This window comes from Thermodesulfitimonas autotrophica (assembly GCF_003815015.1).
In the GTDB taxonomy this organism is placed as follows: domain Bacteria; phylum Bacillota; class Desulfotomaculia; order Desulfotomaculales; family Ammonificaceae; genus Thermodesulfitimonas; species Thermodesulfitimonas autotrophica.
The window spans coordinates 228,135-245,378 of the sequence record NZ_RKRE01000001.1 but is presented as its reverse complement, the minus strand read 5'-3'; the positions used below and the strand labels follow the sequence as shown (position 1 = coordinate 245,378).

At 60.4% G+C, this 17,244-nt stretch carries 12 protein-coding genes; 3 read left to right on the top strand and 9 right to left on the bottom strand.

The genetic code is table 11. From position 1 onward, the window contains the following. Window positions 1–62 precede the first annotated feature (62 nt). Window positions 63–1,508: an amino acid permease gene (locus tag EDD75_RS01160; protein WP_123926839.1), complete on the top strand. Its 1,446-nt coding sequence runs from the start codon at window positions 63–65 to the stop codon at window positions 1,506–1,508. A 4-nt stretch (window positions 1,509–1,512) separates the two neighbouring features. On the opposite strand, the gene EDD75_RS01155 is transcribed toward EDD75_RS01160, so the two are convergent. Next, a complete protein-coding gene (locus EDD75_RS01155; protein ID WP_123926836.1) occupies window positions 1,513–2,355 on the bottom strand; it encodes a molybdate ABC transporter substrate-binding protein in 843 nt (280 codons plus the stop codon). A 247-nt stretch (window positions 2,356–2,602) separates the two neighbouring features. Between EDD75_RS01155 and EDD75_RS01150 the strand changes: the two genes are divergently transcribed. Next, a complete protein-coding gene (locus EDD75_RS01150) occupies window positions 2,603–3,601 on the top strand; it encodes a lysylphosphatidylglycerol synthase transmembrane domain-containing protein (protein WP_123926834.1) in 999 nt (332 codons plus the stop codon). A 46-nt stretch (window positions 3,602–3,647) separates the two neighbouring features. Continuing rightward, window positions 3,648–5,336, top strand: coding sequence for a bifunctional lysylphosphatidylglycerol flippase/synthetase MprF (locus EDD75_RS01145; protein ID WP_245963045.1), 1,689 nt, complete (start codon window positions 3,648–3,650; stop codon window positions 5,334–5,336). A 199-nt stretch (window positions 5,337–5,535) separates the two neighbouring features. Here the strand turns inward: EDD75_RS01145 and EDD75_RS01140 are convergent, their stop codons facing one another. From EDD75_RS01140 to uvrA, 8 genes are all read right to left on the bottom strand, one after another. Then, window positions 5,536–6,726 carry a phosphopentomutase gene (locus tag EDD75_RS01140; protein ID WP_123926828.1) on the bottom strand — a complete coding sequence of 397 codons (1,191 nt, stop codon included), beginning with the start codon at window positions 6,724–6,726 and terminating at the stop codon, window positions 5,536–5,538. Window positions 6,727–6,767: 41 nt separating this feature from the next. Further along, window positions 6,768–7,634 carry an RNase adapter RapZ gene (gene rapZ, locus EDD75_RS01135; RefSeq protein ID WP_123926825.1) on the bottom strand — a complete coding sequence of 289 codons (867 nt, stop codon included), beginning with the start codon at window positions 7,632–7,634 and terminating at the stop codon, window positions 6,768–6,770. Between the two features lie 66 nt (window positions 7,635–7,700). Further along, the gene (locus tag EDD75_RS01130; RefSeq protein WP_123926822.1) at window positions 7,701–8,762 is read right to left on the bottom strand and encodes a bifunctional phosphoglucose/phosphomannose isomerase; all 1,062 of its coding nucleotides are present in this window, start codon (window positions 8,760–8,762) and stop codon (window positions 7,701–7,703) included. A gap of 1 nt (window position 8,763) precedes the next feature. Next, window positions 8,764–10,731: an amylo-alpha-1,6-glucosidase gene (locus EDD75_RS01125; protein WP_245963020.1), complete on the bottom strand. Its 1,968-nt coding sequence runs from the start codon at window positions 10,729–10,731 to the stop codon at window positions 8,764–8,766. Between the two features lie 12 nt (window positions 10,732–10,743). Continuing rightward, complete coding sequence (locus EDD75_RS01120) at window positions 10,744–11,700, bottom strand: ROK family protein (RefSeq protein ID WP_123926816.1); 957 nt, start codon at window positions 11,698–11,700, stop codon at window positions 10,744–10,746. Continuing rightward, the gene (locus EDD75_RS01115) at window positions 11,697–12,530 is read right to left on the bottom strand and encodes a Cof-type HAD-IIB family hydrolase (RefSeq protein ID WP_123926813.1); all 834 of its coding nucleotides are present in this window, start codon (window positions 12,528–12,530) and stop codon (window positions 11,697–11,699) included. Before EDD75_RS01115 ends, EDD75_RS01120 begins: the two co-directional genes overlap by 4 nt. Continuing rightward, window positions 12,527–14,401, bottom strand: a complete 1,875-nt coding sequence (gene uvrC / locus EDD75_RS01110; RefSeq protein ID WP_245963019.1) for an excinuclease ABC subunit UvrC — start codon at window positions 14,399–14,401, stop codon at window positions 12,527–12,529. Before uvrC ends, EDD75_RS01115 begins: the two co-directional genes overlap by 4 nt. Beyond that, on the bottom strand, window positions 14,398–17,241 hold the full coding sequence (uvrA, locus tag EDD75_RS01105) for an excinuclease ABC subunit UvrA (RefSeq protein WP_123926810.1): 2,844 nt from the start codon (window positions 17,239–17,241) through the stop codon (window positions 14,398–14,400). Before uvrA ends, uvrC begins: the two co-directional genes overlap by 4 nt. Window positions 17,242–17,244 lie beyond the last annotated feature (3 nt).

Genomic DNA, 17,244 nt, shown 5'->3' with positions numbered 1-17,244 from the left:
CTTTTTATTCGCTAATACCACACCGGCTGCCGGCCAATACTAAGAAAAAGGGTAGGGGAGAAATGAATACAAGTATCTGGCGCAAAAAACCCATCGACAAGCTCCTCGCGGAAAAAGAGGCGAGCAAACTGCGCCGGTCGCTCGGCTCGGTCGATCTAGTGGCCCTTGGTATTGGCGCCATCATCGGCACCGGCATCTTCGTCCTCACCGGCGTCGCCGCCGCTCAGTATGCGGGGCCGGCGCTTATTCTTTCTTTCGTCGTCTCCGGAATTGCCGCCGCGCTTGCCGCCCTTACTTACGCAGAGCTTGCGGCGATGATCCCGGTAGCCGGCAGCGCTTATACCTACGCCTACGCATCCCTTGGCGAATTCGCCGCGTGGATTGTCGGCTGGAATATTATCCTCGAATACCTGGTTGCTGCTGCCGCGGTGGCAATCGGCTGGAGCGCCTATTTCGGTGAACTTCTTCACTCGATAGGCATCCTGTTGCCGGCGGCGCTTACCCGGTCGCCCCTTGCCGGCGGGATGATCAATCTCCCGGCGGTTCTGATCGCCCTCCTCATTGCCGGTTTGGTCACCGCCGGAACCCGGGAAAGCACCACCGTTAACAAAGTGGTTGTAGTTGTGAAGCTCAGCGTGGTGCTGCTTTTTATCATTCTAGGCGTCCGTTACGTTAATCCTGCCAATTGGCACCCCTTTTTCCCTTACGGTTACGCCGGAATCATGCACGGGGCCGCAATCATTTTCTTCGCCTACATCGGCTTTGACGCCGTGGCCACCGCCGCCGAGGAGACGCGCCGGCCGCAGCGGGACCTGCCCGTGGGGATCATCGGTTCCCTGGCCATCTGCACCGTTCTTTACATCGCGGTTACGGTAGTGCTTACCGGCCTCGTCCCTTACACCCAGCTTAACGTGGCTTCGCCCGTCGCGACCGCCCTCCTTAAGGCCGGAATCACGTGGGCTGGCGGTCTGGTTGCCGTGGGTGCGCTTGCGGGCATCACCTCCGTTCTGTTAGTGGTGATTTACGCCCAGACCCGCGTTTTTTACGCGATGTCCCGGGATGGTCTTCTGCCACCGGTTTTGAGCCGGGTTCACCCGCGTCTTAAGACACCGTACGTCAACACGCTCCTGGTGGGACTCACCGTCGCTTTACTCGCCGGGTTCATCCCCATCGACATTATCGCCCAACTCGCCAACATCGGCACCCTAACGGCTTTCATCGTCGTCGCCATCGGGGTCTTAGTATTGCGGAAAACTAACCCGGAAGCGCCCCGCCCTTTCCGCGTCCCGCTCTCACCCTACCTGCCTCTCCTTTCGATCGCCTTCTCCGGCTACCTCATTTTGAGCCTCCCGCACCTTACCTGGATCCGTTTCGCCGTCTGGATGGCTCTCGGCACCGTGACCTATTTCCTTTACAGCTACTGGCGGAGCGACCTCGCCCCGCAGGGCCAGCGGCTAAAGTGGCGGTTCTTCGCACCGCCAGCCGCCAAACCCCGCCGGATAAAATAAACCTTTACTGCGGGGCGGGGAAGTGGGGAAGGAAGCCGTAGCGGGCGTAAATTCCCTGGGCTTCCGGCGACCGGATAAAGGATAGAAACTTACGGGCGTTTTCCGGATGGGGCGCGTTGGTGAGCGCAGCAACGTAGTAGTTCACCTCGTCCCGCTGGTCAAGCTCAGCTCCGGGATCAACCGTTTCCACCGGGATTCCTTCTCGCTGCGCGTGGATTACCTCCGTGGCCCAGACAGGCCCAACATCGACGGTTCCTTTCCGGATCCGCAACGGGGTCTCCCGGTGGTGGACCAGAGTAAAGATGGTCGTCCCTTCGGCCCGTTTCTCCTCCATGACGCGATGGACGAGCTTCTCACCACCTGCCTTGCGGTACATCGCTACGATATGGCGCGTTATATCCTCGAGCGGCCCGGGCTGCGAAATTTTCACCTCGTCGCGGGCAAGGTCTGTAACCCTTCTGATTCCCGCTGGGTTGCCCTGCGGCACCATCAGCACAATCCGGTTGTGCAAATAGACAAAGTATTCGTTAACAAGCCCCTTCTGCGCGAGTTCCTGCATCGCTGTCTCACTCACGGCGGTATAGACGTCAGGCGTGACCCGGATCTCCATACCCCCGAAGCGGGCGCCGCCAGCCAAAATTTGCTGCAGCTCAAGGCCAGGGGGAAGGGTCTCGTAAAAAATGCGCTTCACTTCAGGATAGGCCCGCTGGAAGGCAGCGAGTAACTCCTCCATCACCATAAACTGGTTCCCAGCCATAAAGAGGATGAGGTCTGCGCTATCGACATACTCAAGGTTGTGGAGGTCATCCCGGCGGGTTACGGGAATTTCCGGTAATTTCAAGCTCATTTTAGTATGCCACCGCCTCGAGCCGCAGTGTTATCCATCCATATAATACCACACGGTTTAAGGGGCAACAATCATAGAGTTAAGAGGGGAGAGCAAGAATTGCTGCCAAACTATTTTGGGGGCAGCAACGGACACCAAATTCCGGCAGGGAAAGTATAATGCGCTGCCGAAAAGGATGGAGGGCGAAACTACTCCGGTGTGGCTGCTGCTCTGGAATAATAAATAGGATTTTGGGGGTGGGAAACTTTTGTACCGTTTTCTCTTTGCGCTTTTAATCTTCTGCGCCGTCTTTTTTTTGGCCACCCACTACACCGAAGGCGAGAAACTGCTCCTTACCTTAAAGCACGGCCGGCCGCTCTGGGTGCTGGTGGCTCTGGGGTTGCAGGTCCTATTTTTCTTTAACCTGGCCGGTTTTTACCACGCCATTTACCGGGCCGTAGGGGTGAAAGAATCCTGGTGGCGTTTGCTCGGCTTAGTGACGGCGAGCGCCTTCGTGGGGTTGGTAACGCCCGGCGGGGCGCTTTCCGGAACAGCGCTCATCGTTGCTGACGCGGTGAGCCGTGGCGCTACCCTGGCCCGCGCCGTACTAATCAACCTGGTCTTTTACCTTTTCGACTACGGGGCCTTCTGTATCGTCCTTTTAGGAGCGTTCGGGTACCTCTGGTCAAGTGGCCGGCTAACCACCTACGAAGAAGTAGCGGCGGTGCTCTTACTGGCTTTTGTCGCTGGACAGGTAGCCGTGTTGGCAGCGGCTGTGCGCCGGCCGGAGAAGCTTATCGGTCTGGTGCAGCGGGGGGTGCGCTTTGCCGGAACGGTTGTGCCGCCTTTGCGGCGAGAAGCGGTGGGCGAGCGAACCGCTGCTTTCATCACCCACCTTGCAGAAGCCGCGCAGTGGCTGGCAGCGCGGCCGCACGGTCTGGGGCGGGTGGTGGGACACGCCTTTATGGTAGAAGCACTGGGCCTCGGTACCCTGGGAGCAGTCTTCTTAGCGTTTACCGGCGGCGTTTCACCGGGAACCCTCCTCGCGGGTTACGCCGTAGGCGTCCTTTTTATGATTGTTTCCGTCACCCCCTCAGGCATAGGATTTGTCGAGGGAGCGATGACTGCGGCCCTGGCTTCGCTTGGCGTGCCGCCAGAAAGCGCCGTGCTCATCACTTTCGTCTACCGGGGTATCACTGTTTGGCTGCCTTTCGTAGCGGGAATATTTTCCCTGCGGCTGGTAAAAAGGTACAATGTCGTCGGCTGAAACTCAGGGGAGATTTTCTTTTAGGTGGTGCAGGCCATTGACAGCGGTGGAAAAGTTCCTCACATATTTGGTTGCCGTGGGGGTTGCCGGAGCAGGCCTTTTCAACATCCTCTACTCCTGGTTGAGCCACCACCCAGGACGCTATCTGGTGGTGCAAGAATACCTGCCTCTCGGCGTTATCCGTTCCACGTGGCTCCTATCCATTTTCACAGGTTTGACGCTGCTCTTTCTTGGCTGGGGCTTAGCCAAACGAAAACGCCGGGCCTGGTTTTTCGCCCTTGTAGCGCTGGCCTTAGCCGCCGGTGCCCACCTAACCAAAGGCCTGGATTACGACGCCGCCTTTGTTAATCTTGCGCTCCTGGTGGTACTGCTTCTATTGCGTCATTCCTACACTGTCGCGAGCGATCCGGCTTCGCTCGGCCGGAGCCTGCTGGTTAGCGGCACGCTTTTTCTCACTCTTTATGTTTACGGGCTTTTCGGTTTCTACCTCCTCGACCGGCACTTCGGTGCCCGCTTCGATCTAACTGCTTCCGCCCGCGAAGCAGGCCGGGTGCTTTTTACGGGAAGTTATCCTTCCCGGTTCCCCCGGACCCACCGCGGCAGATGGTTTCTTGATTCCCTCTGGTTCGGGGAAATACTGGCGCTTGGATACGGAACAGGGCTTGTCTTCCAACCGGTGCTTTACCGGCGCCGGGTAAGACCAGAAGAAGTGCGGCGGGCAAGGGAAATCCTCAACCGCTGGGGGCGCTCTACGCTCGCTTTTTTGCTCCTTTTACCGGATAAATCCTATTTTTTCAGCAGCTCAGGGCATAGTGTCATCGGCTATACAGTCGTGGGAAACATTGCGGTCGCGCTCGGCGACCCGGTAGGCCCTCCCGCAGAAGCCCAAGAGGTAATTGAGGAGTTCCGGGACTTTTGCCACCGCCACGACTGGTATCCCGCATTCTTTCAGGTAACGGAAGAATTTCTTCCTTACTACGCCCAGGTAGGCTTTGAAAAATTAAAAATTGGGGAAGAGGCGATAATTGATCTCGCAACTTTTAGCCTTGAGGGCGGGGCCATGAAAGCCGTGCGCCAGGCGGTGCGCCGCGCTGAGCGCCAGGGCTGCCGCGTGGAATTTCACCAGCCGCCCCTGGACGAAGCGCTCCTGAAACGCCTTAAAGTCATTTCTGACGCCTGGCTGAAAAGTCAACACGGGACAGAGAAAAGGTTTGCGCTGGGCTGGTTTGATTACCATTATCTCCGCAACTGCCCGGTAGCAACAGTAGTAGGAGCGGCGGGGAAAGAAATCGCCTTCGCCAACATCGTCCCGGTTTATCAAGGCAGGGTAGGGACGATCGATCTAATGCGCCGGTTACCGGAAGCACCAAACGGCACCATGGAACTCTTATTTGTTGCCCTGGCAGAATACTTCCGGGAGCGGGGAATGCAGGGCTTCAGCCTTGGCTTGGCACCTCTGGCGGGGCTTGGCGGTCCTGGGGCACCGCTTTCCGAGAAGACGGCCCACCTTCTCTACGAACACTTCAATGTTTTCTACAGCTTCAAGGGGCTGCGCCAGTTCAAGGAGAAATTCCACCCTTACTGGGAGCCGCGCTATCTTATTTATCCCGCACCCTGGCTTTTGCCAAAGGCCGCCTTGGCCGTGGTGCGGGCCAATTCTGGCGGTAGCCTGCGTGGCTACTGGCAAGCCTTAAAATTGGCCCGCCGTCAGGAGAAAAAGGCCTCAAAAGCGTAACCGGTAATTAAACATCGCGCAAAGGATGGCCTGGGATAACCTAAACGGATTTCCCGGAACGTACGGGATAGGGCAAGATTGCGGCTTACTCCCGTCACAACATCACTTGCCACTCGCCACAGTAGAATAACAAGCGGTGCGAATCTTTTTGTAGTGCAGTTACTCCCAAGCAGTACACTTACGCCCGAAACTACTTCCGCTAATAAGTCTTATGTAAACTAACCAAGAGTTGAGCAAAGCTTTCCCCTACATCCCAGGTAAAATCGAAGAATTCGGCGATTGTTGCCGCTACGTCGGCAAAGGTGACCCGCACCCCGAGGGCAACGCCCTCGCGTAGCCGCGGTCCCCACACCAAAAGCGGCACGTACTCCCGCGAGTGGTCGGTACTGGGCGTAGTCGGGTCGCAACCGTGGTCGGCGGTGATAAAAAGGACACCGTCAGGAGCCACCGCGGCCATCAACTCCGGCAGGGCCGCATCAAACTCTTCGAGAGCCCGCGCGAAGCCCACGGGGTCGTTGCGGTGACCGTAGAGGGTATCGAAATCGACCAGGTTGGTGAAAACGATCCCCGGAACCATCTCCCGCACCGCCTCGATGGTGCGCCGGATGTTCTCCGTGTTGTTCTTCACGGGGATGCTCTGCGTTATCCCCCTGCCGGCGAAGATGTCGGAAACTTTTCCGATGCCTGCAACGGTGTAACCGCGCGCGGTGAGGGCCTCAAGGAGGGTCGGCCGCGGCGGCGGGAGGGAGAAATCATGGCGGCGTTCGGTGCGCCGGAAGTTGCCTGGTTGTCCCACAAAGGGCCGGGCAATCACCCGGGCCACAGCATGCTCGCCGGTAAGGATGGAGCGGGCAATTTCGCACATCCGGTAAAGCTCCGCCACGGGGATAACTTCTTCGTGCGCTGCAATCTGGAAGACGCTATCGGCCGAGGTGTAAACTATTGGGTAGCCGGTGCGCATATGTTCGGCGCCCAATTCCTCGATGATGGCTGTGCCTGAAGCGGGCTTGTTCCCCAAGACCCGGCGGCCGATACGCTCTTCGAAGGCCGTGATGATTTCCGGCGGAAAACCGTTGGGGTAAACGGGAAACGGGCGGTCCAGGATCACGCCGGCAATTTCCCAGTGACCGGTGGTAGTATCCTTGCCCGGCGACCGCTCGGCCATCTTGCCCCAGGCCGCCACGGGCTTTGCTGCCGGCGGCACGCCCTTTATCGGGCCGATGTTGCCGAGACCAAGCTGCTGGAGGTGCGGCACTTTGAGCCCGCCAACCGCTTCTGATAGATTACCAAGGGTGTTACTCCCTTCGTCTCCATAGCGTCCCGCGTCGGGCAGGGCGCCGATGCCGGTGCCGTCAAGAACTACGATTGTTACTTTGCGGATTAAACTCATCTGCCTTTCTCCTGTGGACGATGTTTCCGGTAAAGAATTGGTTAAGCATCCCGTTGCATGTCCCGGTGCCGCACCGTGGCCTGGTAATCCTTCGCTGAAAGGAGCTCCGCCAGGCGGTTTGCGATAGCCACCGACCGGTGCCGTCCTCCGGTACAACCTACTGCTATGGTTAGCATGCTCTTCCCTTCGTTCATGTAGAGCGGGATAAGAAACTCAATGAGGCTGGTGAACTTAGCCAGAAACTCCGCGGTTACAGGGGAAGATAGAACGTAATCCTTAACTTCTTGGTCTTCACCGGTCAGCGGCCGCAACCGGGCGATATAATGCGGGTTCGGGAGAAAGCGGACATCGATGACCAGATCGGCGTCAAGGGGGATGCCGTACTTGTACCCGAAGGAAAGTAAAGTAATCCGGAAGCGCCGGAGCGACTCACCATCACCGAAGAGGATGATTAGCTGCTCCTTTAGCTGGTGCGGTGTTAGGTTTGTGGTGTCAATTACCTTGTGGGCCCGCCCCCGCAACTCTTCGAGGCAAGCCCGTTCCTTCCGGATTGCTTCCAACAGTTCGCCGCCCAGCGGGTGCGGCCGCCGCGACTCTTTAAAACGCCGCACCAGCGCCTCGTCGGACGCTTCGAGAAAAACAATCTCGTAAGGGATCGCTTCCCGGTCGAGCTCCGCCAGCACCTCGAAAACGTCCTTAAAGAGCTCCCCGCCCCGTATATCCACCACCAGTGCCAGGCGCTGGATCGGCGCTGTTGCGCGAGCGCAGAGGTCGGCGAACTTGGGTATGAGCGACGGCGGGAGGTTGTCCACGCAGAAAAAACCGAGGTGGTCTTCCAGGCACCGGAGCGCCTGGGTTTTCCCGGCGCCTGAAAGACCAGTGAGGATTACCAACCTGGGAAGCGCCATAGAAGACCTTCTTTCCTATAAGTTCAACGTTCAGCGGTAAAGTTTAGCGCCGCCGACGCGCTTAAATTACCGTTTGGCCAATTCTCCTTTTAAGTAGTCTATAACCTTTACTGGGCCGGGGTCAATGCCGTAAAGCATCGCCAGGTAGACACTCGCCCAGTCACCGAGGTAGATGAGGGAGTAAAGGCGGGCGAGCATCCCTTCGCCAGTAGAGGTAACTTCCGTCACCCCCGCGACCTTCCCCTCGATCACCCGCCGGGTAATCTCCATCCGGTAGCCCACCCGAACGTGATCACCTTTGTCCCGGAGGATTACTACCCACAGTTGCCGGATTAGCTCCGCCGGCTCCTCGAAGCCGACAATCTCGTTGTGGTTGAGCTCTGGAAACGCGTTCCAGTAAGCAGGGGCCTTGGCGTTTTCGTTAATCTGCCCCTTCCACCGCTGGGCTACAACCTCGGTGGTGCCGCTTGCCCCCCAGATTATGGGGAGGCGTCCCTTGAAGTTGAGGGCCAGCTGTTTAGCGGGATTCTGTGCTACCGGCGACCCGAGCCCGTAAGTTGTGGCGTAGTGCGCCAGTTCCCGCGCCAACTCCTCAACCTCGGCCTCTATGCCGTCAAGCATCCCCAGGCCCTCCAGCACAGCCAGCATCGGGATAAAGAGGTAGCCCGTCGCCGCGCGGGGCGCTAAGCCTGCGGGCACCCGGATCACCGGCACGCCGTCCGCTGCCGCCAGCGCCGCAAGCTTCCCGCCCGAGGTGAGCGCCACAATCGTTGCTCCTTTTTCCCGGGCCTGCTGGTAGGCGCTCAGCGTTTCTTCAGTGTTACCGGAGTAGCTCACCGCGAAAACGAGCGTTTTCTTCCCGACAAAAGCCGGCAGCGTGTAGTCCCGGTTCACCGTCACAGGCACGCGCAAGCGCTCTTGGCAGTAAACCCGCAGCAGGTCGCCGCCGATGGCGGAACCGCCGAGCCCCGTGACCACTACCGTGGATAGGTCAGCCACTGCCGGCACGCGCGTTTCCCGGCCAAGCATGTAGGCGTTACGGCACTGCGTCCCAAGTTCCGCCAAGGCCGCAAAATAACCCGTGCTGTCCATCGCGCTTAGCGCTTCCGGATTGTTTAGGTCTACCAAACTATCCCCTCCCTGCCCTTTTTTCTAACACTTCCTCCACGTAGGCCCGCAGGACCTCCGCTACACTCCAGGCTTGCGCAAAGCAACCGCGGGGTCGGTGGGGCCAATCGCCGTCGAAGATTTCGGAGACGCTTCCGATGCCGTGGTCCGCCAGGTGGTCTTGAAAAGGAGACAGATACACCCGCGCCCGTTCCTGGCTATCCGGCGAATAGCAGTGAACTTTGCGGTAGGCGGTGACAAAGGGACCGATAAGCCAGCTCCAGACCGTTCCCTGGTGGTAGGCGGCGTCCCGCTGCCGCTGGTCACCAGCATAATGGCCCTTATAATCCGGGTCGCGCGCAGATAACGAGCGTAGCCCGTAAGGCGTGTAAAGCTCCGCTTCCACCCGCCGTACTACCGCTTCGGCCTCATCCTGGCTCAGCGGTGAGAAAGGGAGGCTGACGGCAAAAATCTGGTTCGGCCGGATCTTCGCCTCTTTTTCCTCCTCCCGGAGAACATCATAAAGGTACCCCGCCGGGTGCCAGAAGGCGCGGAACCCTTTCTGGATCTTGGCCGCCAGTCCGGGAAGCGGGTCGGGCAGTTTGAAGCGGGCATGGAACTCTTCCAAGATGCAGGCGGCGTTGTACCAGAGCGCGTTTATCTCCACCGCTTTCCCGTGCCGGGGCGTCACCACCCAGTCCCCCACTTTTGCGTCCATCCAGGTAAGCTGAATATCCGGGTTACCTGCCTTGAGCAACCCGTCGTCAGCCATGACAATCCCGTAACGGGTCCCCCCAGCGTAACGCGTAACAATCTCCCGCATCGCGGGCAGCGCTGTTTTAACCACAAAATCTTCGTCCCGGGTGTATTGAAAATACTTGTAAACTGCCTGGCAGTACCAGAGCGCCGCATCGACGGTATTATAAAGCGGCTCGCCCCCGTCGTCGGGAAAGTAGTTAGGCAAAAGCCCCTCCCGTACGTAGGCGCCGAAAAGCTCCAGGATCTCCCGGGCCGCCTGAAACCGCCCGGTGAGGAGGGTTATACCTGGCAGCGCGATCATTGTGTCCCGGCCCCAATCGGTAAACCAGGGGTAACCGGCGATGATGGTGGCTGCTCCGGAAGCCCTTTGCACCAAAAAGGCATCCGCGGCCCGCACCAGAGCGCGGGCAAAGGAGTCGGCAAAACCCGCCGCCTGCTCCACTGCCGCCAGCCGCTCCCGCTCCGCCGCGAGCAGCGCTTCTGCCTCCTCCGGTTTGGGCCCCGGCCCCGCTGCGGCAACCACGGCGAAAACCTTTTCGCTCGCCGCAGGAAGCTCAACTGTAAAGCGTCCGGGCTGATAGTGGTCCTCCCAAGGGTTGAGGCCGCGCGCCTCCTCTTCTGGGTAGCGCATTCCGTAGAACCAGTCAGGCGCGGCCGAAAATTCACCATTGCTTATGCGGAGCAAAAGCGGCGGCAAGCCTTCCGGACCGCTAATCCTCACCCCGTCCGCGATGGGTTCCTGGTGAAAGCTTATCTGGCCCCTGTAGCTGTTGCCGTGGTAATCACGATAGTTTATCAAGGGGGTCAAGATGAGGCGTGCTGGAGGTCCAGCGTTAGTCACCCGGTAGAGGATCACCGTGGCATTCTGGCCGTGAGGCATAAAGATAAGCTTCCGCAACTGGATGTGGCCGCAGCAGTAAAAGAATTCGGGAAACGGGCAAAACTGCGCCCGCACCAGGTGGACGAAGCCGCTTTCCGTCGCCCCGCCGGCAGTATAGTTAGTCGCCAGGTTGTAGAAAACGCCCCCCGCTTCAATCCGTTCGTCGAGTTTGGCCAGCAGTAAAAAGCGGCGGACCGGGGGGTTGAGCGCGGCGATCAGCAGCCCGTGGTAGCGCCGCGTATTGGCCCCGATGATCGTCCCCGCGGCGAAGCCACCAAGCCCGTTGGTTACGAACCACTCCCGCTCGCAGCCTCGTTCGAATGTCCGCCATGCTTCCAACCCGAAGTGCACCATTCCCTCACCCTACTCCGGCCGCAAAGCGTAAGCTACGGCGCCGAGCACCCCGGAACGGCCGCCAAGTTCGGCCACCTTGAGCCGCAAAACCTCGCGGGTCCCGGGAAGAGTCCGCGCCGTCACCTCTTCCTCAAGTTTTCCCCAGAAAAGCGCCGCGCTCTTCATCATCCCGCCGCCCAAAACCACAACTGCCGGGTTTAACAGATTAACCACTGCTGCTATCCCGATTCCGAGCCACCGCGCCGCTTCATCGAAGAGCGCTTTAGCCTCACCATCGCCCTGGCGTGCCGCCTCGGCTACCATTTTCGCCGTCACCGCATCTATCACGCCACCCGCAAGCGTCAGGATGCCTCGCCCCCCTCCCCTACCGATCAGTTCCCGGGCCTGCCGCGCCACCGCCGTTCCAGAAGCGAGCGCTTCGAGACACCCGCGGTTACCGCAGGAGCAAAGCGGGCCGTCGGGTAAAAGGGTGATGTGCCCAATCTCCCCCGCGCCGTAGCCTGCGCCCCGGTAGAGGCGCCCGCCGAGGATTAGCCCGCCGCCGATACCGGTGCTTACGGTGATGTAAACCATATCTTGAACGCCCTTCCCCGCCCCGTAAGCGAACTCGCCGACCGCCGCCAAATTAGCGTCATTTTCGAGTAAAACCGGCGCGCCAACAAGCGCTTCGAGATCAGCGGCCACGCGAACGTGACGCCAACCAAGGTTAGGGGCTACGTGGACAATTCCTTTCGCGGGATCGAGTGGCCCCGGCGCGCCCAAACCCACCCGCAACGGCTTACCCGGAAAACCCGCCTGCCGCCTCACTTCCTCTATTGTGCCCGCGATCCGCTCTATCACCCGGGTATACCCCGCCACGGCGCCGGTGGGAACCTCGACTTCCGCCCGCACTTCCCCGTCAAGCGTGGCGAGTGCCGTCCGGATCTTGGTCCCGCCGAGATCTACCCCGACGATATATTCGGTCATCCTCGCCCCTCCTTAAGCTCTGCGTGCTCCTCCCCCAAAACCCAACGCTCAATGGCAAGCGCCACGCCGTCTGCGTCGTTGGTCGCAGTCACGTAGGTCGCACAGGCCTTGATTTCTGGCCGGGCGTTTCCTACTACTACCCCCACCCCCGCATATTCGAGCATCGAAAGGTCGTTGTAACTGTCGCCAATAGCCATTACCGCCGCGCGGGCGACACCGAGCTCCTGTGCCACACGCGCCAGCGCCTTACCCTTCGTCGCCTCCGGGTGGGAAAACTCGAGGAAGTAAGGTTTAGACTTCTCGATGTGCAGTGCCCCGCCGTAACGGGCGCGTAGTTCTGGCAGCAGCCGGTCAATTTCCGGTTCCGGTGCCACCATCAGCACTTTGGTCGGCGGCTCCCGAAGAAAGGCGAGGAGATTACCCACCACCCGCGGCTCGACGCGCGAGAGGCGGGCGTAGCGTTCGCCATCGGACGTGAGTTCGGCCATGCAGAGGGTGTCGTTGACGTAAACCTGGAGGTGAAAACCGGTGGGCAAAAGGTAACGCACCACGTCGCGCGCCAACTCGAGCGGCACGGGCCGGTGGAAAAACTCCCGCCCCGTGTGGTGCTCCTTTACGAGCGCCCCCTGGTAGGTGATGAGCGGGGTCTTAAGCCCGAGCTCCACAGCGTAAGGAACGGCAGCGCGGAACATCCGTCCGGTCGCAATTACCACCGCCGTGCCCCGCGCCGTAGCCTGCTCGACAGCCCGTTTTACCCGGGGTGAGACTGTGAGCCGCGAGTCAAGTAAGGTATCGTCCAGATCCACAGCAACCAGTTTAATCCCGCTCAATTCTCTCCCCCGCAGTATCGCTGAAGGTACTCGTAAACGGCGCGGGCCGCCTTCCGATTCATTCCCGGTACCTGGCTGAGTTCCTCCAAACCGGCAGCCTTGAGCGCCTCAAGCGACGGGAAATTCTTCAAAAGCGCCCGCCGCCGGGCCGGCCCGATCCCTTTGATCTCCTCCAGCACCGACCGCAAACCGGTAGCCCGGCGCTTCCGGTGAAACGCAACGGCAAACCGGTGGGCTTCATCCCGCACCCGTTGCAGAAGCCGCAGCGCGGCGCTTTCGCGCGGTAAAATTACCGGCGTGGTCTCGCCCGGCCGGTAAAGCCACTCATTCTCCTTAGCCAACCCGAAGACGGGAATATGGTCGTAGCCGAATTCTGCCAAAACTGTCCGGGCCACCGCTGCCTGCGCCGGACCGCCGTCAACCAGAACAAGGTCGGGAAGCGGCCAGAACTTCGCCACCCGGGGCACCAACTGGCCGGAGGCGATCGCCTTTTCCTCCTCCCGCGCCCTGGCAAGGCGCCGCCGCAGAGCCTCGCGCAGCGCCCCGTAATCGTCCGGTTTCCCGACCGGCGCCACCGCAAACCGGCGGTAGCCGCTCTTGAAGGGTCGGCCTTCTTTGAAAACCACCATCACCACCACCGGTGCCGCACCCTGAAGCGAAGAGGCATCGTAACCCTCAATCCGCTGCGGCAGCTTCTCGAGCGCCAGTGCCGCCGCCAACTCCCGGAGCGTTTCTTCGCCCGCAGCCACCTCTACTTCTGCTTCGGCGAGCGCCACCGCCGCGTTTTTCCTCGCCAGGGCCAACAGTTCCTTCTTCCTTCCCCGCTGCGGCACGGTGAGCCGCACTCTCTTCCCTACCCGTTCCGTGAGGTAAGCGCAAATCGCCGGCGCTTCCTCCCCCAAATCGACGGGCAGAATCACCTCGCGCGGGAAAGAAGCCGAAATCCCGCTGTAATACTGCTTCAAAAACCCGGATAGCACTGCGGCGTCGCTCTGCCCGGCAACCCCACTGAGCCCGAATTGCTCTTGGGCAATGAGGCGCCCCTCCCGGACCTGAAGCACCGCCGCTACCGCTTGCTCATTTTCCCGCGCCAGGGCCACCACGTCAAGATCCTCGCCCTTCGCGGAAACCACCCGCTGCCGGGCAAGGATAACCTCGAGCGCCCGGAGCCGGTCCCGGAGCACCGCCGCCCGTTCAAATTCGAGCCGTTCCGCCGCCGTCCGCATCTCCGCCTCGAGGTGGCGCTTCACCGCACTGTAACGCCCTTCGAGGAAAAGGCAGAGCGCCTCGATCCCCCGCCGGTACTTCTCCGGGTCGGCAGAACCCGCGCAAGGGCCCGGGCAGCGCCGGATGTGGTAGTTGAGGCAGGGCCGGCTCCGGGTGGGCACCGTCCCCTTGCACGAACGGAAGGGGAAAAGGGTGCGGAGGAAGCGCAAAGTCTCGTAAACCGCCCCCGACCGGGTGTACGGCCCGAAGTAGCGCGCCCCGTCCTTGCCCCGCCGCCGGGCGAAGAGAACCCGGGGAAACTCCTCCGCCACTGTAACCTTGATGTAAGGATAAGTCTTATCGTCTTTCAGCACCACATTGTAGCGGGGCCGGTGCGCCTTAATGAGGTTTGCCTCGAGAACGAGCGCCTCCACCTCGTTAGCGGTAACAATGTACGCGAGGTCGCGCGCCTTTTCCAACAGCGCCAAAACTTTGGGTGACTGGCTCCCCTGAAAATAAGAACGCACCCGGTGCCGTAGCGAGACCGCCTTTCCTACGTAGAGGACCTGCCCTGCGTCATCTTTAAAAAGGTAGACGCCCGGCTCTTCCGGAAGCTTGTTAACCTTCTCTATCAACTCCTCCATCCCGCGCACTCGCTCCTTCACCCCACATTTCCCGCAGCCAAATCAACCGCCTTCCCGCCCAAGATGCGGGCCAAATACCGCCCGGTATAAGACTCCGGTACCGCCGCCACTTCCTCCGGCGTTCCGGCAGCCACCACCCGGCCGCCGCGGGCCCCGCCTTCTGGTCCCAAATCAACGATGTAGTCTGCGGTTTTAATTACGTCCAGATTATGTTCGATCACGATCACCGTATTCCCTGCATCTACCAGGCGGTGGAGCACGTCCAGCAGCTTCGCAATATCGGCGAAGTGGAGTCCCGTCGTCGGCTCATCGAGGATGTAAACCGTCCGCCCGGTCGCGCGCCGGGAGAGTTCCGCAGCTAATTTCACCCGCTGCGCCTCGCCGCCGGAAAGGGTGGTCGCCGGCTGGCCAAGCTTGATGTAACCCAAGCCCACGTCCTGCAAGGTCTTCAGCCGCCGGTAGATTTTGGGGAAAGCAGCAAAAAATTCAAGTGCCTCGTCCACCGTCATGTCGAGCACCTCAGCGATGCTCTTGCCCCGGAATTTCACCGCGAGGGTCTCCCGGTTATAGCGCTGCCCTTTACATACTTCGCACGGAATATAAACATCCGGTAAAAAGTGCATCTCGATTTTTACGATCCCGTCGCCCCGGCAGGCTTCGCACCGGCCACCCGGAACATTGAAGCTGAACCGCCCGGGCTTGTAGCCCCGCACCCGGGCCTCCGGCAGCAGCGCGAAAAGCTCACGGATGTCGGTTAAGACGCCTGTGTAGGTAGCCGGGTTCGAACGGGGCGTCCGGCCGATCGGCGACTGGTCCACGTTGATTACCTTATCGACGTGTTCTATCCCCTCAAGGCGCCGGTAGGCACCCGGCAACTCCCGCGCCCCGTGCAACTCACGGGCTAACGCCCGGTAAAGGATATCGTTTACCAGGGTGCTCTTCCCCGAACCCGAAACGCCGGTAACGCAAACAAAAAGGCCAACCGGAAAGGCCACGTCGATCTCCTTCAGGTTGTGCGCTGCCGCTCCAATTACCTTCAGCCACCGCCCCGTCGGCCGCCGGCGCGGCCGCACCGGAATCGTCTTGCGCCCGCTTAAATACTGCCCGGTGAGGGAAACAGGGTGGCGCATAATTTCCGCAGGCGGGCCCGCCGCCACGACTGTCCCTCCGTGCGCACCCGCGCCAGGTCCAATATCGATAACGTAATCGGCATTCGAAATGGTCTCCGCATCGTGCTCCACGACGACTACCGTGTTCCCTAAATCACGCAGGTGTTTCAGCATGGCCAGCAACCGCGACTGGTCCCGCGGGTGAAGCCCGATGCTCGGCTCGTCGAGGATGTAAATCACTCCCATGAGTCCGGAGCCAATCTGCGTGGCCAGGCGAATCCGCTGCGCTTCTCCCCCGGAAAGGGTATTGGCCGCCCGGTCCAGCGTGAGGTAGTCGAGCCCCACATTGACCAAAAAACCGAGCCGCGCCTTGATCTCCTTCAAAACCTGCCGGGCAATCGCTTCCTCCCGCGGCCCAAGCTGCAACCCCTCGAAAAAGGCCAAGGCCTCGCTGACCGAAAGCGCCGTCACCTCGTGAATAGCCTTCCCGCCCACTTTCACCGCCAGGGCTTCGGGTCTCAGCCTGGTACCGCCGCAGGCTTTGCAGGGACGCGGCCGCATCATCCGCTCGATCTCCGCCTTTACGTAATCGGAACTGGTTTCCCGGTAGCGTTTCGTGAGGTAGCCGATGACACCGTCAAAGGGCGCCACGTACTCTCGCCGCCGCCCCGCCAAGTCGCGGTAAACAAAGCGCACTCGTTCCCCACCCGTCCCGTAGAGGATAACCGCTTTATGTTCGGGAGCAAGGCGCGCGTAAGGAATGTCGAGCGGAAAACCGTAGTGGCGGGCAAGCCCCTCCAAAAGATAAAACTGGCTGCTGTAATAGGACCAGCCGGCAACGGCCCCTTCTTCCAGGGTTTTCTCCGGCTCGACCACTAGTTCCGGATCAACCTCCAGCAGCGCCCCCAACCCGGTGCAGGCCGGGCAGGCGCCGTAGGGGCTGTTGAACGAAAAAAGCCGCGGCGAGAGCTCCGGAAGGGAAACACCGCAATCTGGACAGGCAAACTTGCTGCTGAAAAGGATTTCCTCGCCATCCACGACTGCCGCAACCGCCAGCCCGTCGGCAAGCTTGAGCGCTGTTTCCAAAGAGTCGGCCAAGCGGGAAGCAATATCCGGCTTGATTACCACCCGGTCCACTACAATTTCAACGTTATGCTTTTTGTTTTTGTCGAGGCGGATCTCCCCTTCGCCCAACTCGTGGATGGTCCCGTCCACCCGCGCCCGCACAAAACCCTGCCGGTGCGCTTCCTCCAAAATGCGGGCGTGCTCGCCTTTTTTGCCCCGGACAACAGGAGCCAGGATGTAAACGCGCGTTCCTTCGGGGAGAGCAAGCAGCCGGTCCACCATCTGGGAAACCGCCTGCTGCTTGATCGGCAGGCCGCACCGGGAGCAGTGGGGCTGCCCGATCCGCGCAAAGAGGAGCCGCAGATAGTCGTAAATCTCCGTCACCGTGCCCACGGTGGAGCGCGGGTTGTGGCTGGCCGATTTCTGGTCGATGGAGATGGCGGGCGACAACCCCTCGATGCCGTCCACGTCCGGTTTGTCCATCTGGCCGAGGAACTGGCGCGCGTAAGCAGACAGCGACTCCACGTACCGCCGCTGCCCTTCCGCGTAGATGGTGTCGAAAGCGAGCGAAGACTTCCCCGATCCCGAAAGGCCCGTGATCACCGTAAGCTTGTTCCGGGGGATGCTCACCGTGATGTTTTTCAGGTTGTGTACCCTTGCGCCTCTTACGACAATGGCTTCCTGCATTTC

Coding starts and splice junctions, on each gene's coding strand:
- EDD75_RS01120 (WP_123926816.1), bottom strand. CDS start 11,700: ATGACCGAATATATCGTCGGGGTAGATCTCGGCGGGACCAAGATCCGG.
- EDD75_RS01140 (WP_123926828.1), bottom strand. CDS start 6,726: ATGAGTTTAATCCGCAAAGTAACAATCGTAGTTCTTGACGGCACCGGC.
- rapZ (WP_123926825.1), bottom strand. CDS start 7,634: ATGGCGCTTCCCAGGTTGGTAATCCTCACTGGTCTTTCAGGCGCCGGG.
- EDD75_RS01160 (WP_123926839.1), top strand. CDS start 63: ATGAATACAAGTATCTGGCGCAAAAAACCCATCGACAAGCTCCTCGCG.
- EDD75_RS01155 (WP_123926836.1), bottom strand. CDS start 2,355: ATGAGCTTGAAATTACCGGAAATTCCCGTAACCCGCCGGGATGACCTC.
- uvrA (WP_123926810.1), bottom strand. CDS start 17,241: ATGCAGGAAGCCATTGTCGTAAGAGGCGCAAGGGTACACAACCTGAAA.